19 protein-coding genes and 1 riboswitch are annotated in these 21,262 nt (G+C 47.1%); of the genes, 13 read left to right on the top strand and 6 right to left on the bottom strand.

From position 1 onward, the window contains the following. The first annotated feature begins 9 nt into the window (after positions 1 to 9). From DK430_RS04180 to DK430_RS04170, 3 genes are read left to right on the top strand one after another with little or no spacing between them, the layout of a single operon-like run. Positions 10 to 1,830 carry an ABC transporter ATP-binding protein gene (locus tag DK430_RS04180; protein WP_109077852.1) on the top strand — a complete coding sequence of 607 codons (1,821 nt, stop codon included), beginning with the start codon at positions 10 to 12 and terminating at the stop codon, positions 1,828 to 1,830. A 22-nt stretch (positions 1,831 to 1,852) separates the two neighbouring features. Next, positions 1,853 to 4,135 (top strand): phosphotransferase family protein, encoded by a 2,283-nt coding sequence (locus DK430_RS04175; protein ID WP_109077851.1) that lies wholly within the window; start codon positions 1,853 to 1,855, stop codon positions 4,133 to 4,135. Positions 4,136 to 4,172: 37 nt separating this feature from the next. Then, complete coding sequence (locus tag DK430_RS04170) at positions 4,173 to 5,342, top strand: nucleotide sugar dehydrogenase (RefSeq protein WP_109077850.1); 1,170 nt, start codon at positions 4,173 to 4,175, stop codon at positions 5,340 to 5,342. Between the two features lie 80 nt (positions 5,343 to 5,422). On the opposite strand, the gene DK430_RS04165 is transcribed toward DK430_RS04170, so the two are convergent. The 3 genes from DK430_RS04165 to pnp all read right to left on the bottom strand — a co-directional run bounded on the left by DK430_RS04165 (position 5,423) and on the right by pnp (position 10,453). Beyond that, a complete protein-coding gene (locus DK430_RS04165; RefSeq protein ID WP_109077900.1) occupies positions 5,423 to 7,225 on the bottom strand; it encodes a DEAD/DEAH box helicase in 1,803 nt (600 codons plus the stop codon). 111 nt (positions 7,226 to 7,336) lie between these two features. After that, positions 7,337 to 8,239, bottom strand: a complete 903-nt coding sequence (gene nlpI, locus DK430_RS04160) for a lipoprotein NlpI (RefSeq protein ID WP_109077849.1) — start codon at positions 8,237 to 8,239, stop codon at positions 7,337 to 7,339. A gap of 84 nt (positions 8,240 to 8,323) precedes the next feature. After that, a complete protein-coding gene (gene pnp, locus DK430_RS04155) occupies positions 8,324 to 10,453 on the bottom strand; it encodes a polyribonucleotide nucleotidyltransferase (RefSeq protein WP_109077848.1) in 2,130 nt (709 codons plus the stop codon). Positions 10,454 to 10,728: 275 nt separating this feature from the next. Here pnp and nanQ point away from each other — a divergent pair, with 275 nt between their 5' ends. Continuing rightward, positions 10,729 to 11,199, top strand: coding sequence for an N-acetylneuraminate anomerase (gene nanQ / locus DK430_RS04150; protein WP_109077847.1), 471 nt, complete (start codon positions 10,729 to 10,731; stop codon positions 11,197 to 11,199). A gap of 73 nt (positions 11,200 to 11,272) precedes the next feature. On the opposite strand, the gene DK430_RS04145 is transcribed toward nanQ, so the two are convergent. The 3 genes from DK430_RS04145 to ampD all read right to left on the bottom strand — a co-directional run bounded on the left by DK430_RS04145 (position 11,273) and on the right by ampD (position 13,901). Next, a complete protein-coding gene (locus DK430_RS04145) occupies positions 11,273 to 12,064 on the bottom strand; it encodes a formate/nitrite transporter family protein (RefSeq protein WP_109077846.1) in 792 nt (263 codons plus the stop codon). A 111-nt stretch (positions 12,065 to 12,175) separates the two neighbouring features. Next, positions 12,176 to 12,721 (bottom strand): carboxymuconolactone decarboxylase family protein, encoded by a 546-nt coding sequence (locus tag DK430_RS04140; protein ID WP_109077845.1) that lies wholly within the window; start codon positions 12,719 to 12,721, stop codon positions 12,176 to 12,178. 625 nt (positions 12,722 to 13,346) lie between these two features. After that, entirely contained in the window at positions 13,347 to 13,901 is a 555-nt protein-coding gene (ampD, locus tag DK430_RS04135; RefSeq protein WP_109077844.1) for a 1,6-anhydro-N-acetylmuramyl-L-alanine amidase AmpD, read from the bottom strand. A gap of 125 nt (positions 13,902 to 14,026) precedes the next feature. Between ampD and DK430_RS04130 the strand changes: the two genes are divergently transcribed. The 9 genes from DK430_RS04130 to raiA all read left to right on the top strand — a co-directional run bounded on the left by DK430_RS04130 (position 14,027) and on the right by raiA (position 21,258). Beyond that, positions 14,027 to 14,479 carry a pilin gene (locus DK430_RS04130; RefSeq protein WP_109077843.1) on the top strand — a complete coding sequence of 151 codons (453 nt, stop codon included), beginning with the start codon at positions 14,027 to 14,029 and terminating at the stop codon, positions 14,477 to 14,479. Between the two features lie 28 nt (positions 14,480 to 14,507). Further along, positions 14,508 to 15,917, top strand: a complete 1,410-nt coding sequence (locus DK430_RS04125) for a GspE/PulE family protein (RefSeq protein ID WP_109077842.1) — start codon at positions 14,508 to 14,510, stop codon at positions 15,915 to 15,917. Next, positions 15,910 to 17,133, top strand: coding sequence for a type II secretion system F family protein (locus DK430_RS04120; RefSeq protein ID WP_109077841.1), 1,224 nt, complete (start codon positions 15,910 to 15,912; stop codon positions 17,131 to 17,133). Before DK430_RS04125 ends, DK430_RS04120 begins: the two co-directional genes overlap by 8 nt. After that, positions 17,130 to 17,822 (top strand): prepilin peptidase, encoded by a 693-nt coding sequence (locus DK430_RS04115; RefSeq protein ID WP_109077840.1) that lies wholly within the window; start codon positions 17,130 to 17,132, stop codon positions 17,820 to 17,822. Before DK430_RS04120 ends, DK430_RS04115 begins: the two co-directional genes overlap by 4 nt. 49 nt (positions 17,823 to 17,871) lie before the next feature. Next, positions 17,872 to 18,495, top strand: a complete 624-nt coding sequence (coaE, locus tag DK430_RS04110) for a dephospho-CoA kinase (protein ID WP_109077839.1) — start codon at positions 17,872 to 17,874, stop codon at positions 18,493 to 18,495. Next, positions 18,485 to 18,697 (top strand): DNA gyrase inhibitor YacG, encoded by a 213-nt coding sequence (gene yacG / locus DK430_RS04105; RefSeq protein WP_005540704.1) that lies wholly within the window; start codon positions 18,485 to 18,487, stop codon positions 18,695 to 18,697. Before coaE ends, yacG begins: the two co-directional genes overlap by 11 nt. Then, on the top strand, positions 18,697 to 18,969 hold the full coding sequence (locus DK430_RS04100; RefSeq protein ID WP_109077838.1) for a GNAT family N-acetyltransferase: 273 nt from the start codon (positions 18,697 to 18,699) through the stop codon (positions 18,967 to 18,969). The genes yacG and DK430_RS04100 overlap by 1 nt, the downstream gene beginning before the upstream one ends. Before the next feature lie 141 nt (positions 18,970 to 19,110). After that, positions 19,111 to 19,233, top strand: a riboswitch (glycine riboswitch). Between the two features lie 103 nt (positions 19,234 to 19,336). After that, positions 19,337 to 20,710 carry an alanine/glycine:cation symporter family protein gene (locus DK430_RS04095; RefSeq protein WP_109077837.1) on the top strand — a complete coding sequence of 458 codons (1,374 nt, stop codon included), beginning with the start codon at positions 19,337 to 19,339 and terminating at the stop codon, positions 20,708 to 20,710. Positions 20,711 to 20,934: 224 nt separating this feature from the next. Continuing rightward, positions 20,935 to 21,258 carry a ribosome-associated translation inhibitor RaiA gene (gene raiA, locus DK430_RS04090; RefSeq protein ID WP_109077836.1) on the top strand — a complete coding sequence of 108 codons (324 nt, stop codon included), beginning with the start codon at positions 20,935 to 20,937 and terminating at the stop codon, positions 21,256 to 21,258. The last annotated feature ends 4 nt before the right edge of the window (positions 21,259 to 21,262 follow it).

The raw sequence follows: 21,262 nt of genomic DNA, 5'->3' as shown, positions 1-21,262 counted from the left end.
GCATATAGCATGAGTAAGAACGCCTGGTGGTCGGTTGCTTATCGACTGAAAAACTATATTCGCCCGGAACGTATGCTGGTGAGTGGCGCTTTAATCGCCCTCTTGCTTACCACTGCAATGCGTTTATTAAAACCGTTGCCGCTGGCGTTTGTGGTGGATCATGTGTTGACGCCTGAAACCACGAAGCATACGACGAAACAACATGGCATCATCGATACCTTGCTCGCCTCGTTAGATATGACCCAGTTATTATGGGGCTGCGCGGCGGCGGTCATTGTTATTGCGTTATTAACGGCAGCGACAAGTTATTTCAGTACAGTCGGTCTCGCTTTGGCGGGCAGTCGGATCCTCAGTCGTGTGCGCAACGACTTATTCGCCCACTTACAACGGTTATCTTTAAGTTTTCACTCGAAGGCGAGAACAGGGGACCTCACCATGCGCCTGATTAACGACATCGGAATGTTACGCGAAGCGGTGATTACCGCCCTCATGCCAATGCTTGCCAACATTTTCATCTTGCTGGGGATGTTCGGCATGATGCTGTATTTGAACTGGCAACTCACCTCCGTCGCCTTGTTGGCAATTCCGCTGATGTGGTGGAGCACCACCCGTGCCAGCCGCAAAATTCACGAAGTGAGTCGCGCGCAACGCAAGCGGGAAGGCTCCCTTGCCTCCAAAGCAGCGGAATACATCGCTTCTATTCGCACCGTACAATCACTTTCCCTAGAAGACGAAACCATCCGCAGCTTTGCCGGCGATGATGCCGCCAGCCGTCAACAAAACGTACAATCCAAACGTCTTTCTGCCGGATTGGAACGTCGGGTGGATGTGATTGTTGCCGTAATTACCGCATTAGTTTTACTCAACGGCGCCCACTCTGTGTTAAACGGCGGCATGAGCACCGGCGATCTCATTATTTTCATGTCTTATTTAAACAATTCTTTCCGTCCGGTGCGGGAATACGCCAAATATGCCGGTCGCCTTTCCAAAGCTTTGGCGGCGGGAGAACGTGTGGTTAATTTACTTGATGAAGAACCGGAAATTAAGGACAAACCGAACGCCTTGGTGCTTGCTAAACCATTAGGCAAAATTCAGTTTGATCACGTCAATTTCGCTTATGAAACCGATAACGGGGAAAATCCATCTGTGCTCAATGACATCGACTTTACCATCAAACCCGGTGAAAAAGTCGCCATTGTCGGTCCTTCCGGCGCGGGGAAATCGACCCTGACCAGCTTATTACTCAGACTCTATGAGCCTAAAAGCGGCGAAGTGCGCCTTGATGACGTCAACATTCAGGACTACACCATCGCCAGCCTGCGCTCACAAATCGCCATTGTGCCGCAGGATAATCTGCTATTTGGCTTAACGGTACGTGAAAACATTGCCTTAGGCGCCATTAACGATCCGGAGCACGTTACCGAGGAAAACATTATTGAAGCGGCAAAACTCGCCAACGCGCACGAGTTCATCAGCGCGTTACCGCAAGGTTACGACACCATTCTAAGCGAACGCGGCGGTTCCTTATCGGGCGGTCAGCGACAACGTATCGCCATTGCCCGCGCGGCAATGAACCAAAGTGCGGTGTTGATTTTGGATGAACCGACGGTAGGCTTGGATCAGGAAAACGAAACCTATGTAATTGCCGCTCTGGAAAACCTCATGTTGGGACGCACCACGCTGATGATCACCCATGATTTGGCACTTGCCGCCAGAACCGACCGCATTATTTTCGTCAATAACGGCATTGTGGAAGAGCAAGGTAGCCATGCACAATTACTGGCAAAAGGTGGAAATTACGCTAATTGGTGGAAAATGCAACTTAGTTAGCAGATTCATACAAGGATAGACAATGTTGACTCATGCGGATAAACAACTCATTGCGCGCGATACTGCCCTACCCGGTTTGGCGCTGTTATTGGACGCGGATTTACTGCTGACGGAACTGCAACGGCTTCCGCGCCTGAAAAGTGCGGTCGAAATTCAGGTTAAATATTTGCGTTACAAACAGGCAAACAGCTGCGCCTGCACATTACAGGTGCAATTCGCCGACGGCACGACGCAATATTATTTCGCCAAGGCACTGACCGCCGAACGTTTTACCCAATCCTGGCATAATCCGAAACGGCAGGCATTAGTGCAAGCAAAGGATCCTCATGCGCCCCTCGCCCTTTTTGAGCAATGTATTCTGTTGCAACACCCCGCTTACGATCGCGGCATTCGCCATCTCGACTGGCTGGTTGACGCCAAGTCGCGCCGTCATTTACTGACCTTGTGCAACCTGTCCGAAAGCGATGCGGAAAAAGCAGAAATTCACATTTTACGCTATAAGCCGGAACGCCGTTTAGTCGCGAAGATGACGTTAAATCAACACCCCATTGCGCTGATTCGTTGTTCCAACCCGAAAGATTTCGGCAGAGTCCTGACCGGTGCAACATTTGGTGCGGCACTGGGTAATATGCGATTACTTGGTGTGGACGGCGCTATTTGCACCCTTGTGACTGACTGGCAAGAAGGGCATTGTTTATGCCCGGAAGAAGGTTTTTACCCGCTGGAAGACAGCATTCGCCTTGTTGCCAAGGCTCTTGCACAGGTTCATCGCACGGCGTATCAGCACCCGATGCGCTATACAACCCTGCATGAAATTAAAGCAATTCAGGGTGTGTTCAACACATTTCGGGTGATATTGCCCGAATATGGCGAATGGTTTTCCCGATTAGCGATACAAACTCAAACGGCACTGAAACATCAGCCGGAACAGCTTGCATTCATTCACGGCGACTTTTCATTGGATCAGGTGATTCAAAACGATCAGCATCAATGCGCTATTTTAGATTGGGATCGCGCGACTCAAGGCAATCCGTTGATGGATTTGGCGACCTTTCAGGCGCGTTTGGAATTGCAGGTCATCGAAGGTGTGTTGCCCCATTGGCAGACAAATGTGTTGCTGGAAACCTTCCTGCAACATTATCAATCCCTTACCGATACTGACTTAAGCGGTTTGCGCTTCTTCACTGCCGCAGCCTTGCTACGTTTAGCCACCGAGCCGTTCCGTAAACGTTCGCCACAATGGAAGCAACAATCCTTGCAACTCTTGCAACGGGTGGAGGGTCTATTAAATAAAGGGGAAAATCTATTTGCGGATAATCCGCCTTCAATCACCGCCGCCCCATTGGATCCGATGCTTGAGATGCTAACCGATGCGCAACAAATGCAACATTTGCTGATGTCGGTATTGCCGAAAGCCGAACAAGGTCTGCTGCAAAAAGCAACGTTGCGTCGCTACAAACCACAACGCCGTGCGTTGATAGACTATGTGATTCGCACAGAAGCGGGAGAGGCATATATTATCGGCAAATACCGATTTAAAGGCTTGGATAAACGTTCATTAAACGTGCAACAAGCCTTGTGGGATGCGGGTTTTAACGATGAGGCAAAAATCAGCGTCGCCGAGCCGTTAGGCAAACTTGCGGAACAACACACTTGGTTGCAGCGAAAAATTAACGGGCAAAGTGTCGGCAATTTACTTTTCCAAGGCAATGAACGTTTGGCTTTTTTAGGTGAATCCGTCGCCCATGCCCTCAGTGCGTTACATCATAGCCAAGTAGCGCAAGATTTGGCACTACCTGTTTGGACCGTTCGGCAGGAATTAGAGGTGCTGCACGAACGCTTACTACAGGCGCAAACGCTACTGCCTCATTTATCACAGCGTATCGCCGAAGTGCTGAGCGGCTGCGAAACTTTGGCAGCACAATTAACCGACACGCCGTTAGTTTCCATACACCGGGATTTCTATCAGGATCAGATTATGGAACGCTACGGTCAACCGGGCAACATGGTGCTGTTGGATCTTGATTTACTTTGCTCGGGCGATGCTGCGCTGGATGCAGGCAACTATCTGGCGCATATTCAGGAATTCGCCCTACGTCAGTATGGTGATGTCCACGCATTACAACAACATCAAGATGCATTTCTGACCACATTTTTAACCTATGAAACCACAACAAAAGAAAATGTCGCGATTTATACGACACTCTCTTTAGCACGTCATATTTATCTGAGTACACAATTTGCAGATCGTAAACACACCACAGAACAACTGCTTACGATTTGCGAAATGCGTTTAGCAAAATAAATAAAAGGACTTTTAGGAAAGATTTAAGGAGTAATGTATGAGAATTACCGTCGTCGGCGCAGGTTATGTGGGACTATCCAACGCCGTTTTACTTGCACAAAAGCATAAAGTCACCTTATTGGATGTGTCGCCGGAAAAGACCGCGCTGATTAACGCCAAGCGTTCACCCATTCAGGATGTGGAAATCAGCGACTATTTAGCCAATAAACCTTTAAACCTACACGCCACCGTGGATGCGTCAGAAGCTTATCACGATGCCGAATATGTGATTATCGCCACCCCGACGGACTACGATCCGGAAAATGATTATTTCGACACAAGCTCAGTAGAAGCCGTGTTAAAACAAGCAATGGCACAAAATGCCAACGCCTATTTGGTGATCAAATCCACTATTCCTATCGGCTTTACACACAAAATGCGCAATGAGTTGAACACAGAGAGGATTATCTTTTCACCGGAATTTCTGCGTGAAAGTCGTGCCTTACATGACAATTTATATCCGTTCAGAATCGTGGTAGGCGATCAGAGTGAAGCTGCTCAAAAATTTGCCGAAATGTTACGGGATTGCAGTTTACGCCCCGACACACCGATTCTTTTAACCCATGCCAACGAGGCGGAGTCCATCAAATTATTTGCAAATTCGTACCTTGCGCTACGGGTCGCGTTCTTCAACGAATTGGATACGTTTGCTGCCACCCATGGCTTCAACACTGCTGAAATTATTGAAGGGGTATCCCTCGATCCGCGCATAGGCACGCATTACAACAACCTGTCTTTCGGTTACGGCGGTTATTGCCTGCCAAAAGATACCAAGCAACTGTTGGCAAACTACAAAGATATTCCGCAAACCTTGATTAGCGCCATTGTTAAATCTAACTCGGTACGCAAAGATTTCATCGCCGATGAAGTGCTCAGAAGAAAACCGTCGGTGGTAGGCGTGCACCGCTTAACCATGAAGCACGGTTCCGATAACTTCCGCAGTTCCAGTATTCAATGCGTCATTAAACGCATCAAAAAAGCCGGCGTGAATGTGATTATTTATGAGCCTGAATATGCTGAAAAAGACTTTTTTGGCTCGGAAGTGGTCACCGATTTAAAGGATTTCAAACAACGCGCCGATGTGATTCTGGCGAACCGTATGGCAGAAGAAATCCAAGACGTTGCGGATAAAGTTTATACCCGTGACATTAAAGGTACGGATCTGTAACCATAAAAAACGGCTTATCATTTGATAAGCCGTAAATTCACCTGAAAAAACAACCGCACTTTTTGGTGCGGTCGCCCGAATTATCTTCTGAACTCACGTTTTTCTTTAAAAGTGCGGTGAGATTTTTCTTTAAATTTGCGATCGCCTTTGAAGCCTTTTTCTTCAAAACGTCCGCCACGACGTTTGGCACCGAAACTATCATCACCACGTTCGCCCTTGGCTTCACCGATGAAAGACATACGCATTTGCTTGTTCAAGACGCGGGTTTTGCCGAATTGTTGTAACAATTCTTTCGGCATACCTTGTGGCAATTCGATAGTGGAATAATCATCATACAGTTTAATATGACCGATATAACGGCTATTAATATCGCCTTCATTGGCAATGGCACCCACGATATGACGCACTTCCACGCCGTCGCCACGTCCCACTTCAATACGATATAAATCCATCGGTTGCGGATTACCGTAGCCTTTGCGCTCTCCGCGACGTTCGGATGAACGCGGGTTTTCGCGACGATCACCTCGTTCCCCACGATCACGACGGGCTTTTTTCTCGACAATCGGATCTGGCGGAAGAATAAGTTTTTGTTTGCCTTGTAGCAACATCATCATCGCTGCGGCAATGTCTTCCTGCGATTGATCGGCAGTAAACAGATCTTCCAGCAATTCGCGGTAAAGTTCTAAATCGTGGTGTTCCAGTTGCGCGGTGATTCTCTCTTTGAATTTTTTACGACGACAGGCTTGTAATACCTCGTGATTCGGCAATTCCACTTCATCGATATTTTTCTTGATGAGTTGTTCGACGTTACGCAATAAGCGACGTTCACGCGGTTCCACGAACAATAAGGCACGCCCTGAACGCCCTGCGCGACCGGTACGGCCGATACGATGCACATAGGATTCGGCATCCAACGGGATATCGTAGTTCACCACCAGGCTAATACGCTCAATATCAATCCCGCGCGCGGCGACATCCGTTGCCACCACAATATCCAAACTGCCGCTACGCAAACGCTCTAAAGTTTGTTCGCGTAATTGTTGAGTCATATCGCCATTTAGCGCGGCAGCACGGAAACCGTGTTTTTCCAATAATTCGGTTATATCCAAGGTGCCTGTTTTGGTGCGGGTAAAAATAATCGCTGCGTCAAAATCTTCCACTTCCAAGAAACGCAGTAGTGCGTCATTTTTGCGGAAACCGTGCACATACCAACAACTTTGCGCAATATCCGGTGCGCTTTGTTGAGTCGCTTTGATTTTGATTTCCTGCGGATCGTTCATGAAACGCTTGGTAATACGGCGAATCGGTTCCGGCATCGTGGCGGAGAATAAGGCGGTTTGGTGATTTTCCGGTAATTCCGCCATGACGGTTTCCACGTCTTCAATAAAGCCCATGCGCAACATTTCGTCCGCTTCGTCCAATACGATAGCTTTGAGTTCGGCAAGGTTTAATGTGCCGCGACGAATGTGATCCAGAATACGCCCCGGCGTGCCAACAACCACTTGTGCGCCCTGCTTTAATGCGCGTAATTGAATGTCGTAGCGTTGACCGCCGTATAAGGTCACGATGTTAATGCCTTTGGCATATTTCATGAAATGTTCGCAGGCATCGGCAACCTGAATCGCCAATTCACGGGTCGGCGCCATAACCAATAATTGCGGGTGTTTTTCGTTCGGGTCAATTTTCGCCAGAATCGGTAAAGCAAATGCGGCGGTTTTGCCGCTACCGGTTTGCGCCATACCCAAAACATCACGCCCTTCCAATAAGTGCGGTATGCAAATTTGTTGAATCGGGGAAGGTGTTTCAAAACCAAGATCGGAAACAGCATTAAGGATGAATTCAGGCAAGCCTAAATCCGCGAAAGTCAATTTAGTTTCAGTCATTAAAAATACTCGAATTGTATAAAAGGAAAGCTCAATAACAGCTTTCAGGTTAATCATTATGTACGTCGTTTTGCGTCTTACAACGCGTCGTCGGTTGAGTCGCGCTCACCGCTATTCCGTTTGAGCCTGTTGTCCTAATTTCAATAGCTCAAACACCGCAAAACGATACTCCACAAAGTTATACACCTGATTTGCAATAGCCAGTTTGAATAAGGTCTCCGCCTCATCAACTTGTCCCATATTGAGTTTTTGTTTTGCTAGATAAAAGTAGGTTTCAGTCAGAATTTCCGCATATTGCGTCGAAGTTTGCGTGGCAAACTGCTGTGCTTTAGCCTGTAATTCACGAACTGACAATTTGCCCAAATAGTATTGGACAATGTAGGTACCCCAGTAATCATGAGAAAGCCCAACGGCACGTTGAGCCAGATTTTTTTGTGCTTCAGCAGGTTTGAATTTCAATTCATTCAGATACAGCCACAAGACACGGTAGGGATCGGATTTATTGCGTTGATAAAAGCCCAGAAAATCCTGTTGAGCAAGGTTGTAACGCCCCACATAATAGAAATCCAACGCACGATTTAACATCGTGTACTCATACTCGGGATCTAAGGTAAGTACCGCATTAAACGCTTCCAAAGCCCCGTCGTAATCTTCATCAAGTAATAAATAAAGCCCCAGATAGTTATACACTGCCGTCATTTTCGGTTGCAGCGCAAGAGCTTGAGTAAAGTCATAACGCGCTAAAGCCCAAAGCCCCAAACTATCGTACAGCACACCCCGTTCAAAATGGAGGGAGGCGCGTTCTTCATTACTCATTTTTCCAACCAGCAAAACTTGGCTAATCCGAACAATCATCACTTCCTGTTCGAAATGTTGACTCGGATTTTGATCGGCTAACACTATGTGATTTTTTGATACAAAGCTTTGATTTGATCCGACACAGCCGGATAACAGCAGAATAAAAAATAAACCGGATAGGAACACCGCGAAATTAAACAACCGACGTTGTGTCATTTCTTATCAGCCTTAAGCATAGGTTTGCTTGTTGAAAAATAAATGTTACGGCACAGCGCACCGTAACATTAATCCTAAGTGAGATTATTCCTGTTCGACAACGTCATCAGAAGGTTGTTGAACAGCATCTTGTTTAGGCGCAAGATCTTTCATGGTTAAACGGATACGACCTTGACGATCGATTTCCACCACTTTCACCATCACTTCTTGCCCTACTTGCAGGTAATCGCTGACTTTTTCCACTCGTTCTTCGGCAATCTGCGAAATGTGAACCAAGCCTTCTTTATTACCGACGATTGCTACGAATGCACCGAAGTCCGCCAAACGGGTAACTTTACCTTTGTAAACCGCACCGGCTTCTACTTCGGCAGTGATGTCTTCGATACGTGCCATCACATCCTGCACCGCGTTTTTATCTACTGCAGCGATTTTCACCGTACCGTCGTCATCAATATCGATGGATGTACCGGTTTCTTCGGTTAATGCACGAATGACCGCGCCACCTTTACCGATCACATCTTTGATTTTCTTCGGATCAATCTTCATAGTGTAAATACGCGGTGCGAAATCGGAAATATCCGCACGCGGCGCCGGAATCGCCTGTTCCATCACCCCAAGAATGTGCATACGGGCGCTTTTCGCTTGATTTAATGCGATTTGCATGATTTCTGCAGTGATACCTTCAATTTTAATATCCATTTGCAACGCAGTCACACCTTCACGGGTACCGGCAACTTTGAAGTCCATATCACCTAAGTGGTCTTCGTCACCCAAAATATCGGAAAGTACCACAAACTTGTCGTCTTCTTTTACCAAGCCCATAGCGATACCTGCTACTGCCGCTTTAATCGGCACACCTGCATCCATTAAGGCAAGAGAAGCGCCACACACGGAAGCCATAGAAGAAGAACCGTTAGATTCGGTGATTTCAGATACCACACGAACCACATACGGGAATTCTGCCAAGGTTGGCATCACTGCCGCCACACCGCGTTTTGCCAAACGGCCGTGACCGATTTCACGACGTTTTGGTGAGCCGATCATGCCGGTTTCACCCACAGAGTATGGAGGGAAGTTATAGTGGAATAAGAAGTGATCAGAACGTTCGCCGGTCAATTCATCAATAATTTGTGCATCGCGTTCCGTACCTAAAGTAGCGACTGCCAAGGCTTGCGTTTCACCACGGGTGAAAATCGCGGAACCGTGGGTGCGCGGTAAGACACCGGTGCAAATATCCAATGCACGCACAGTGTCAACAGTACGTCCGTCGATACGCGGTTCGCCGGCAATGATACGTCCACGCACGATTTGGCTTTCAAGTGCGGTGAAAATATCGACGATTTTGCCTTCGCTGACTTCTTCGTCTTCCGCCGTAACTTTCGCAATGACATCCGCTTTAATGGCGTCGATTTGCTCATAACGGGATTGTTTTTCGGTGATACGGTAGGCTTCGCCTAAACGGGTTTCAGCCAATGCTTTGACTTTATTGATTAAATCCGTATTCGGCTCAGGCGCAACCCAATCCCAACGCGGTTTACCCGCTTCGGCAACCAATTCTTTGATGGCTTCAATGACCACTTGTTGTTGCTGGTGACCGTAAACCACCGCCGCCAACATTTGTTCTTCAGTTAAGATATCCGCTTCTGATTCCACCATTAACACGGCTTTATCGGTACCCGCCACCACTAAATCCAAGCGGCTTTGTTTTTGCTCGTTCATGGTCGGGTTTAACACGAATTGACCGTTAATAAAACCGACACGCGCTGCACCGATCGGACCGTTAAACGGCACGCCGGATAAGGATAACGCGGCGGACGCACCGATCATCGCCACTAAATCCGGGCTGATTTGCGGATTGACGGAAACCACGGTGGCAACCACTTGAATTTCGTTAAAGAAACCTTCAGGGAATAACGGACGAATCGGACGGTCGATTAAGCGGGCAATTAAGGTTTCGCCTTCGGACGGACGCCCTTCGCGTTTGAAGAAACCGCCCGGGATACGACCGGCGGCATAAGTACGTTCTTGATAGTTAACGGTTAACGGGAAGAAATCCTGCCCTTCTTTTACATCTTTTTTCGCAACCACGGTGACGAATACGGTGGTATCGTCCATGCTTGCCATGACAGCTGCCGTTGCCTGGCGGGCGATGGCGCCGGTTTCTAAAGTGACGGTATGTTGACCGTATTTAAATTGTTTAACAATTGGATTCACAATGTTGTCCTTTTTGAAAATAAAAATAACGATGTTTTATTTTCCAATTTGCGACTAGCAAAAATAATCTTAAAACCGACCGCACTTTCATTGGCTACGACGCGGAAAATCACTTTTGTTAGCCGCACGCTAATTCAGAAAATAAAACCGCGCCATTATACTAGGCTTTTGCTTTGATGGGTAATTTTTTTGCGTAATTCCTATTTATGACTACCTGAAAAATAAGGTTAATGATAAAATCACTCCAGTTTTTAAAACAAAAAGGAGAAATAATTATGTTAATTGGAGATTTAACCCGCGCCGATTTTAAACTCGGTTTGCCTCAAGTTATCGCCGAAGCCTGCGAGTATTTAAAAAGTTTGGATTTAGAAAAACTAGACGTTGGTCGTCATGATATTACCGATGAAATTTACATGAACGTGATGGAACCCGAACTTGCCGAAGCCGATAGCAAAAAAGCGGAATTACATCATAAGTATTTGGATGTGCAGGTATTAATTCGCGGCGTAGAAAATATTGAAGTGGGCGCGACGTATCCTGACCTAAGTAAATACGAAGCCTATCACGAAGATGATGATTACCAACTGACACCGGAGATCGACAATAAAAGCACCATCACCTTAGTGCCGAATATGTTTGCGGTCTTCTATCCTTACGAGCCGCATAAACCTTGCTGTAACGTAAACGGTAAATCAGCAAAAATCAAAAAACTGGTGGTGAAAGTGCCGGTGGAATTAATTAAATAAACGAAATAGGGAATCCACATGATTCCCTATTTTTATTAAAAAACGCCGTAAAATCCAACCGCACTTTTCGGCGTTAAATTTGATAATCCTCTTTAAGCAAGTGACGATACGCATAAAGATAAGACGCGCCCACAAACGCCGCACCGCCGGTGACATTGCCTAAGAAAACCGGAATCATATTTAAGAAAAATTCGCCCCAGGTGACATTCGCACCGGCAAAAATCCCTGCCGGAATAATGAACATATTTGCGACAAAGTGTTGTAATCCGATCAGCACAAAGATCATCACCGGGAACCACATAGCAAGAATACGCCCGGATGTTTGCTTCGCCCCGAAATAGAACCAAATGCCCATGCACACCATCCAGTTACAGGCGATGGCGGAAATAAACGCACGGGAGAAATCCATGTGAATTTTGGCTTCTGCGATGGCAATGGTTTTACTTGCCGCCGCCCCTTCCGCCAAGCCCACATAATGCCCTAAAAAGTAAGCCATAAACAGCGCACCCGCAAGATTGCCAAGGCTCACAATCACCCAGTTACGCAATAATTTTTTAAAACTTACCTGTTTGCTCAGCCGTCCTAACGCCATCATCATGTTTCCCGTCGCCAATTCACCGCCGCCGATGAGAATACAAATTAAGCAAATGGGGAAAACCGCCGCGCCTAACAACGTCGCCAAACCGCTCCACTCAGCCGGAATGCCGCTGACGACCTTCAAATACGCCATATAACCGAAACTCACATAACCGCCCCCTAAAAAACTTAAAATGGCGAGTGTTTTCAAGCTGCCCAACGATTTCGCATAACTTTTGTCAATGACATCCTGTAAAATTTCATGTGGATAGAGATCCCGATGCTGCATATTATTCCTCTTTTTCTTAATGGGGTATTTTTAACCAAAATGTAATGAAGTGCGCATTAAAAAGGCAGTCTATTAAGACGAAGACTGCCCTGATAACACAAAAATGAAAAATTAAGCGAAAGGCTGTAATTCCGGATTAATCGGCGTATCCGCCAGATTATTCACATAGTTACACAAGGTCGCCAAGCTAACGCCCAATACCACATCAATGGCATTTTCTTTGGTATAACCCGCATCATAAAATGCTTGTTGCTGCGCCGGCGTAAGTTTTGCTTTTTGCAGAATCACCGCCAAGGTGAAGCGGGCAAGGGTATCCAGTTTTGCATCCTGCTCAATGCGCGCCGTAGCACGAATTTGGTTCACCAAGTCTTCTTCAAGCTTTAACAGTTTTAAGGCGATTTTGGTATGTCCTGCCACACAGAAACCGCAACCATTTACCACCGCCGCCGTAATTTGAACCACTTCACGTTCTGTCGGTGTTAAGCTATTACGCCCGTTGATGCCGCCTACGGTACGATAGGTTTCTAATGCGGTCGGTGCATTGGCTAATACACCGATTAAATTCGGAATAAAACCATTGGCATTTTGTACGGCTTTTAATGCCTCTTTTGCAGCTTCCGGTGCGGTTTCGATGGTGTGAATGGGAAACACTGACATGCTAAACTCCTATAAAATAAAACAATGTAAAAAATTTCCCGCGCATATTACTGGGAATTTTTCCCCTTGAAAAAGAAATAAAGGCTATGTGATAGATTAAAAAGTTATAAAGTGCGGTCAAAAAATCCAAAGAATTTTAAACGCCGGTTTTGCCGACGACTCCTAAGGCGCAAGTAAAAGTAGCCATATTTTTTCACCGCATGATGTGCATAACCTTGTGTATAACTTTCGGAAAACCGCAAAATAATCCGACATTATTTTTTCTTGCCCCACAACGGCAAAGCCGCCAAGTCATCTCTGTTTAAATCTTCAGCAAAAATAATCAGTTACCCACTCCATTTGGTTTTCTTGATATTTTTTGCACAACGCCTGTTTAGCAAATAAGCAACGGATTTTTCAGAAAATCCTCTTTGCCGTATTTTTAACCGAACTGTGAGTTATCCAGTATTTCTGTGGATAAAATTGTGTTTTAGCCAAGGTATAACTTGAGATAAATTGCCGAAACTCCTTTTGGAGTGCAAAGCGTAAAAAAATTTCACTTATTCATCATTAACTTGCTAAAAAACAAACGGCACTTTTCTGTTAATGAAAAATGCCGCTTTGTACTGTACATTTATTGTTCAATTTAAATAGCCTGCAAATAACGCTGCCAATCAAAATATTGCCCCGGATCGATTTTACGCCCCGGCGACACATCACAATGCCCCACAATGCGTTCTTTGGTAATGCGCGGATATGCCCGCATAATTTCCCGCGTTAAAGCTTGTAAAGCCGCATATTGCCAATCGGTAAACGGCTGCTCGTTGCTGCCTTCCAATTCAATACCGATGGCAAAATCATTGCATTTTTCCCGCCCTTCAAAGCAGGATAAGCCCGCGTGCCACGCGCGGTCGTTAAAATTCACATATTGCGTAATGCGCCCCGTGCGCTCAATCAAACAATGTGCCGACACCCGCAACGGGCTGATTTCCTGAAAATACGGATGCGTCAGCGGATCCAATTTCCCCTGAAAGAAATCATCGATATAACCACCACCGAACTGTTCGGGTGGCAGGCTGATGTAGTGAATAATCAACAGGGAAATATCCTGCGGATCGGGGCGTTGATCACAGTGTGGAGAAAGCACCCGTCTTTCATTAAGCAACCACCCGTCTTGAATGTGTAACTGTTTTTCCGTCATAAGATGTTATTTTTGCGATACGGATCCCAAAAAAGTGCGGTGGAATTTCACGGTGTTTTTCGCCTAAGCCAAAATGCCCGCGCCGAATTCGGTGCATTTTATATTTAATTAACAAAGGTATTTTTATGAAAATTCAATCCGCGTTTATTTCGCTGAAATCCGTTAAAAAAGGGTTTACGTTAATCGAATTAATGATCGTTATTGCTATCGTCGCCATTCTCGCCACCGTAGCCGTGCCATCTTATCAAAATTACACCAAAAAAGCGGCAGTTTCCGAATTATTGCAAGCCTCTGCGCCGCTTCGTTCCGAAGTGGAACTCTGCATTTACAACACCGGCGGTACAGAGAACTGCACCGGTGGCAAAAACGGCATTCAAGGCGATATGGCTGATGTCACCACGCAAAAATATGTGAAATCCACCGCAGTGAAAGCTGGTGCCATTACCGTCACCGGCAAAGGCAGCCTGGATAAAATCAGCTACACCCTCACTGCATCAGGCACTGCCGCCACCGGCGTAAGCTGGAGCGCGTCCTGCGGCAGTAATGCGGATCTGTTCCCGGCAGGTTTCTGTTCTTAAACCATTATGTAACGGGACGGTGAACGGTATGCAAAATCCGATGGAAACGGGATATTCGATTCATAGCCGACAAGGTGAGGAATTTACCCTTTCACCCGAGCAATGGTTTAAAAATCAGCAACAACAAACCGTCCTGTTGCGCTACCTTGCGCTGCCTTTAAAAGAAGACACACAAACGCTATGGCTCGGGCTGGATTCATTGAGTAACCTTAGCGCCTGTGAGACCTTTTCTTTTCTCACCGGAAAAACCATCGAGCCGGTCTTGCTGGAAAGCCGGACGTTAAAAACCGCGTTGCAGGATTTATCGCCGCGCGGTGAAAAAGTCGAAGAAAATCAACCGCTCTTTTATTCCGCCCTGTCGCCGGAGCCGCCGACACAATCCGCCGACGAGCCTATTATTCGGCTATTAAATGAGATTTTTGAAAGCGCTACCGCCAAGAAAGCCTCGGATATTCATCTGGAACCGCAGGCGGATTGCCTGCAAACCCGTTTTCGTATTGACGGCGTATTACAAGTACAAAACACCGTGCCCTTGTCCATGGCGAATCGGTTGATTTCCCGCCTGAAATTATTGGCAAAGTTAGATATTAGCGAAACCCGCCTGCCGCAAGACGGACGATTTCAATTTAAAACCGCGTTTTCCGACACACTGGATTTTCGCCTTTCGACGCTCAGCACCCATTTCGGCGAAAAAGCCGTATTGCGTTTACAGCAAAATCGTCCCGTTCAACTGGAATTTGGTGAACTGGGCATGACCGAAAGCCAGCAACAGCTTTTCCGCCGCGCGCTAAGCCAACCGCAAGGCTTGATTCTGGTGACAGGTCCGACGGGGAGCGGCAAAAGTATTTCTTTATATACGGCGCTGCAACATTTGAACACGCCGGAAAAACACATTATGACGGCGGAAGATCCCATTGAAATTCAACTGCCCGGCATTATTCAAAGCCAAGTAAACAACGCCATCGGATTGGATTTCAGCCGTTTGCTGCGAACCTTTTTACGCCAAGACCCCGACATCATTATGCTGGGTGAAATTCGTGACGAAGAAAGCGCCGCCATGGCGTTACGCGCCGCACAAACGGGGCATTTGGTGCTTTCCACCTTACATACCAACGACGCGCCCTCCGTCATTTCCCGCCTGCAACAGTTAGGCATTCAACGCCATGAAATCGATAGCAGTTTGCTACTGGTGATTGCCCAACGTTTAGTGCGTAAACGCTGCCAAAAGTGCGGTGGAAATTCAGCACGTTTTTGTGATTGCCACCAAGGCTATAAAGGACGTATCGGCGTGTATCAATTCCTGCAACCGAGCCGGCAAGATCCACTAGGCTACCAAACGGACTTCGTCAATTTACGGCAAAGCGCCTTGGAAAAAATCAAAGACGGCATTACGGATTTAACCGAAATTCAGCGGGTGTTAGGACAAGCCCATGACTAAATTGAAACTCTTTCGCTGGCGCGCCCTCAATCGCTTGCAACAAAAACAAAAAGGCTTGATAGTGGCGGAAAGCGAAGCCATGGCGCAGCAACAATTAATCGCGCGCGGGTTGCAAAACATCAAATTGCAACAAAATTGGCAACTGAGCCACAAGCCGAAAAATGCCGAAATCTGCACGTTGCTTTCGCAACTGGCGACCTTGTTACAAGCCGCCGTGCCGCTGAAAAACAGCCTGCAAATTTTGTTGCAAAACTGCACCAATATTGCGCTTAATGGTTGGCTGCGCCGCTTGTTACGGGACATCGAAAGCGGGATGGCATTTTCTCAAGCCTTGGAACAGCAAGGGTTATATTTAACCTATCAGGAACGTCAACTGATCCAAGTGGGGGAAATGACGGGCAAACTTGCCGCCGTTTGCCATGAAATCGCACAACATAAACAACAGGCGCTGGCGTTGCAGCGTAAAATCCAGAAAATCCTGCTTTATCCCCTATTGGTGCTCGGTATTTCGATAATTTTAACCGCACTTTTATTGCTGTTTATCGTGCCGCAATTTGCCGCTATGTACGACAACAGCAGCGCACAACTGCCGACGTTTACGCAAATCTTGCTCACCCTTTCCCAAGGCTTGCAGGATTATTGGTTCGCGTTGCTCGTTTTTATTGCGTTGAGCGTGGCGTTGGTTCGCTTTCGCCTCAAACATTCCCCTTGGTTTAACCGCCAAAAAAGCAAGCTCGTCAATGCAATTCCGCTACTTAACCGTATCGTGCAGCTTTCCCGTTTAGTGGGGTTCAGCCGCAGCTTATTTCTGATGTTGCAGGCAGGCATTCCGCTTAATCAGGCATTGCAATCCTTCCTGCCGAAGCAGCAAAGTTGGCAAACCCGTCCGCAATGGCAAGGCGATTTTCTGTTAATTGCGGAAGTACAATCAGCGCTGCATTGGATTCAACAAGGCTACCCGTTTTCCGCCAGCGTGAGCGGGCAAATTTTCCCGCCGGCGGCTCAACAAATGCTGCAAGTGGGTGAGCAAAGCGGTCAGTTGCCGAAAATGCTGCAATTTATCGCCAATGATCATCAGCAACAGTTGGATCACCAAATCGATCTGCTGTCGCAAATGCTGGAGCCGTTGTTGATGGTGATTATCGGCGGGCTTATCGGCTTGATTATGCTCGGCATGTATTTACCGATTTTCAACATGGGTTCGCTGGTGCAATGATGTGGCTGTTTTTTCTGCTTGGCGGCGCGTTGTGCGGTTGGCGTGTGCATGATTATGTGGAGCATTTCGCTGACAAGATCAATCGTGAAATTTACACCGCCTACGTTGAAATTTACCCGGAAAATCCACCGCACTTTATGGCGGAAAAATCCGTGTTAAAACCGCTTAAAGGGCAACGCTCCATGTATTTTTATGCACTGTCATTCGCCACGTTATTTTTGCTCTGTTATGTTACTCACGCCGAGCCGTTAAAAGCGCTTTGCCTTGCCCTTTATTGCGCCCTCTTGATCGCCATTTCTCTGGTAGATTGGCAATATCGTCTGATTTCTCCCGCCCTATGCCAAGCCTTGTTTGCCCTCGGCTTAGGCGCGGCATATTGGCAAATCAGCCCATTAACCTTGGCACAAAGCCTACAAAGTGCGGTCATTTTTTTCGGTGTTTTTTATGCCATCTACCACGCGGCAAAATGGTATTACCGACGAGAAGCCTTGGGGCGCGGTGATTATTGGTTGGCGCTGGGCTTAGGCGCATATCTCCCCGCACAACAGCTTCCCGTCTTTTTATTCCTCGCCAGCCTTTTCGGCTTAATCTACGCCGCCGGCGCAAAATACCGCAACCGCACACTCAACGCCGTGCCTTTCGGTCCGTTTCTCTCCCTTTCCGGTTTGGTCTGTTTGTTGCTTAATTGATCCCATGGACGTATGATCCCGTCATCGTTGATGATATGAAGGATAGAATATGACGTATGTAGTCGGTTTAACCGGCGGAATCGGTAGCGGCAAAAGCACTGTTGCGACGTTATTTGCCGAGCTTGGTGTGCCGGTAATTGATGCGGATTTGGTGGCGCGTCAGGTGGTGGAAAAGGGTTCTCCGCTGTTGGCGGAAATCGCAGCGCATTTCGGCGCGGAAATTTTGCTTGCCGACGGTACGCTCAATCGTGCCGCCTTGCGGGAAAAAGTGTTTGCCGACGAAGCGCAGAAACAGTGGTTGAATCAGTTATTACACCCCGCCATTCGCGATGAAATGTTAAAACAATTAGCGGCTCAACGTGCACCTTATTGTATTTTTATGGTGCCTTTATTAATTGAAAATCATCTGACCGCACTTTGTCAGCGAGTGTTGGTGGTGGATGTGTCCGAACAAACTCAGCTGGCACGTGCCGGTCGGCGGGATAACAATCAACTTGAGCAAATTAAACGTATTATGCAATCGCAGGTGAGCCGCGCGGAGCGTTTAAAACACGCCGATGATGTGATTAATAATGACGAAGATTTCGCCCTCAGCCTGCCTCAATTAAAACAAAAAGTGCTAGACTTGCACCACCTCTATTTACAACTTGCGGAGAAATTTAATGCGCGATGAAACCTTTACCGTGCCTTGCCCCATTTGCCACAAAGCGGTGGTGTGGTCGGAGCAAAGCCCGTACCGTCCGTTTTGCAGCAAACGCTGCCAACTCATTGATTTAGGCGAATGGGCGGCGGAAGAAAAAGCCATTCCATGCGAAACCGCCGATTTTGCCGCCGACGGTTTGTTAAATGAAGACAACGATTGGGTAAAACACTGATGAAGATTCAGCATGAACAACACGCCGAACAGGGCGCATTTTTTATCTTAGACGAAAAACAGCAACGCATTGCGGAGATGACCTATTTTTTCATTGACGATAATACCATTAGTGCCAATCACACTTACGTCTCGGAAACCTTACGCGGGCAAGGCGTGGCGGATAAGTTATATCAGGCGTTGGTAACGTTTATTGGGGAAAAACAACTCAAACTGGTGCCAAGTTGCAGCTATATCGCAAAAAAATGGCAACGCGACCAAAGGCATGATTGAGATCCCCCAATTATATTGCTAAAATTTACCGCACTTTATGCGCAAGCATAAACTGTTCGGACGAAGGTAGCTGGAGAGCGGGGAATTGACCCCACGCCGACGAGGTAAAATCTTTCAGGCGCGATGGCAGGGACTGTTACTGGACGAACCCTTGGAGAGATCCAAAAGGTACTTTGAATAAAGTACTCGTGGACGCCGAAGGCGCAAAGAAGCGTCATATCTAACGCTTTTCAAACGCTCAGGCAAAAGGACAGGGGCAGGAATATTCGGTTAGCATTAACTCAAGGCATTGAGTTAATTTTCATTTTGTTGATCCGCAACATTCTTTTCGCCTCCTTGTAATTCGGTTATTTACGAGGAACCTCAAATGTCATTAGAAGACGTTTTATCTGCAATCAATTCTTTCGTATGGGGCCCGCCCCTACTCATTTTATTATCCGGCACGGGATTATATTTAACCCTGCGTCTGGGTTTCATTCAAATCACACAATTGCCGCGCGCGTTACGCTATTTATTCAAACGCGATTCCGGGCTTCAGCAAAAAGGTGATGTGTCCTCTTTTGCCGCATTATGTACAGCCCTTGCCGCCACTATCGGCACAGGGAATATCGTGGGCGTCGCCACTGCCGTGCAGGCGGGCGGCCCCGGCGCGATTTTCTGGATGTGGCTGGTGGCGTTGCTCGGCATGGCAACCAAATACGCGGAATGCCTGCTGGCGGTTAAATATCGCGTGCGCGACAAAAACGGCTTTATGGCGGGCGGTCCGATGTATTACATTGAGCGCGGGCTCGGCTTGGGCTGGTTGGCAAAACTGTTCGCCGTGTTCGGCGTATTGGTGGCGTTTTTCGGCATCGGCACCTTCCCACAAGTGAATGCCATCACTCATGCCATGAATGATACTTTCAGCATTCCCATTCCCGTTACGGCGGCAATTATCACCATTTTGGTGGGTTTGATTATTCTCGGCGGGGTAAAACGCATTGCTTTGGTATCTTCTTACATCGTACCGTTTATGGCGTTGTTTTATGTCGCCACCTCCGTCGTGATTATCCTGTTAAATTTAGAGAAAATTCCGACCGCACTTCAGTTGATTATTCACAGTGCTTTCAATCCTGAAGCGGCACTGGGTGGCGCGCTCGGTTTCAGTGTAATGAAAGCCATTCAATCGGGTGTGGCACGGGGGATTTTCTCCAACGAATCCGGCTTGGGAAGCGCGCCTATTGCCGCCGCCGCCGCACAAACCAAAGAGCCGGTACGCCAAGGGTTGATTTCCATGACGGGCACGTTTTTAGACACCATCATCGTATGTACCATGACGGGCATTGTGTTGGTGCTCACCGGCACTTGGCAATCCCCGGGCATGGAAGGGGCGGCAGTAACCAACTTCGCTTTTTCTGACGGGTTGGGGTCTTCCGTCGGGGCGACCATCGTCACCATCGGCTTATTATTCTTCGCCTTCACCACCATTCTCGGCTGGTGTTATTACGGCGAACGCTGTTTTGTTTATTTGGTGGGCATTAAGGGCATTAAATTTTACCGCGCCGTCTTTATTGCCTTGGTGGGCTGCGGCGCGTTCATTCAGCTAAACCTTATTTGGATTTTGGCGGACATCGTCAACGGCTTAATGGCATTCCCGAATTTGGTGGCATTAATCGGCTTGCGTAAAGTCGTGATCGAGGAAACCAAGGACTATTTCGCACGTCTGAAAATCCATAAATTCGATCGGGATGAAATGGCTTAAGCGAGGAGGTAAAAGCGGATATACAAATGCAATATCCGCTTAATCATAGCAATTTCGGTTCACAAAAAAAGTGTCTTTTTTCAATTATCAGACCTAGATCATATTTTTTAAATTTTCTCCTCCAACCATCGAAAAACCGCTTGAAAAGTCCCGCCAAGGTAACTATGTTGTAACTAAGGATTTCAACCGGGTCTTCGACCCATTCACAATAAGAGGTAAATGCTATGACATTAAATATCACAAGCAAACAAATGGGTATCACCCCTGCAATCCGCGCCCACGTTGAAGAACGACTCACCAAACTGGACAAATGGCATACCCAACTGATAAATCCTCACTTTATTTTAAATAAAACCCCTAAGGGCTTCTCCGTTGATGCTTCTATCGGCACCCCATTCGGCAACTTGATTGCCAGCGCCGAAGCGGAAGACATGTACAAAGCCATCAACGACGTAGAAGAAAAATTAGAGAGACAACTCAATAAATTACAACACAAGAGTGAATCCCGCCGCGCCGAAGAACGCTTGAAAGATTCGTTTAACGAATAAAAAA

It is taken from the genome of Aggregatibacter kilianii, assembly GCF_003129965.1.
Classification (GTDB): domain Bacteria; phylum Pseudomonadota; class Gammaproteobacteria; order Enterobacterales; family Pasteurellaceae; genus Aggregatibacter; species Aggregatibacter kilianii_A.
Note: the sequence above shows the minus strand (reverse complement) of the source record. Positions and strands in the feature narration are given on the sequence as shown.

Bases quoted from the DNA above. Each gene is read 5' to 3' on its own strand.
- DK430_RS04140 (WP_109077845.1), bottom strand. From the start codon at position 12,721: ATGTCAGTGTTTCCCATTCACACCATCGAAACCGCACCGGAAGCTGCA.
- DK430_RS04170 (WP_109077850.1), top strand. From the start codon at position 4,173: ATGAGAATTACCGTCGTCGGCGCAGGTTATGTGGGACTATCCAACGCC.
- DK430_RS04175 (WP_109077851.1), top strand. From the start codon at position 1,853: ATGTTGACTCATGCGGATAAACAACTCATTGCGCGCGATACTGCCCTA.
- nanQ (WP_109077847.1), top strand. From the start codon at position 10,729: ATGTTAATTGGAGATTTAACCCGCGCCGATTTTAAACTCGGTTTGCCT.
- DK430_RS04165 (WP_109077900.1), bottom strand. From the start codon at position 7,225: ATGACTGAAACTAAATTGACTTTCGCGGATTTAGGCTTGCCTGAATTC.
- yacG (WP_005540704.1), top strand. From the start codon at position 18,485: ATGCGCGATGAAACCTTTACCGTGCCTTGCCCCATTTGCCACAAAGCG.
- DK430_RS04120 (WP_109077841.1), top strand. From the start codon at position 15,910: ATGACTAAATTGAAACTCTTTCGCTGGCGCGCCCTCAATCGCTTGCAA.
- DK430_RS04130 (WP_109077843.1), top strand. From the start codon at position 14,027: ATGAAAATTCAATCCGCGTTTATTTCGCTGAAATCCGTTAAAAAAGGG.
- DK430_RS04095 (WP_109077837.1), top strand. From the start codon at position 19,337: ATGTCATTAGAAGACGTTTTATCTGCAATCAATTCTTTCGTATGGGGC.
- ampD (WP_109077844.1), bottom strand. From the start codon at position 13,901: ATGACGGAAAAACAGTTACACATTCAAGACGGGTGGTTGCTTAATGAA.
- DK430_RS04100 (WP_109077838.1), top strand. From the start codon at position 18,697: ATGAAGATTCAGCATGAACAACACGCCGAACAGGGCGCATTTTTTATC.
- nlpI (WP_109077849.1), bottom strand. From the start codon at position 8,239: ATGACACAACGTCGGTTGTTTAATTTCGCGGTGTTCCTATCCGGTTTA.
- DK430_RS04145 (WP_109077846.1), bottom strand. From the start codon at position 12,064: ATGCAGCATCGGGATCTCTATCCACATGAAATTTTACAGGATGTCATT.
- coaE (WP_109077839.1), top strand. From the start codon at position 17,872: ATGACGTATGTAGTCGGTTTAACCGGCGGAATCGGTAGCGGCAAAAGC.
- DK430_RS04125 (WP_109077842.1), top strand. From the start codon at position 14,508: ATGCAAAATCCGATGGAAACGGGATATTCGATTCATAGCCGACAAGGT.
- raiA (WP_109077836.1), top strand. From the start codon at position 20,935: ATGACATTAAATATCACAAGCAAACAAATGGGTATCACCCCTGCAATC.
- DK430_RS04180 (WP_109077852.1), top strand. From the start codon at position 10: ATGAGTAAGAACGCCTGGTGGTCGGTTGCTTATCGACTGAAAAACTAT.
- DK430_RS04115 (WP_109077840.1), top strand. From the start codon at position 17,130: ATGATGTGGCTGTTTTTTCTGCTTGGCGGCGCGTTGTGCGGTTGGCGT.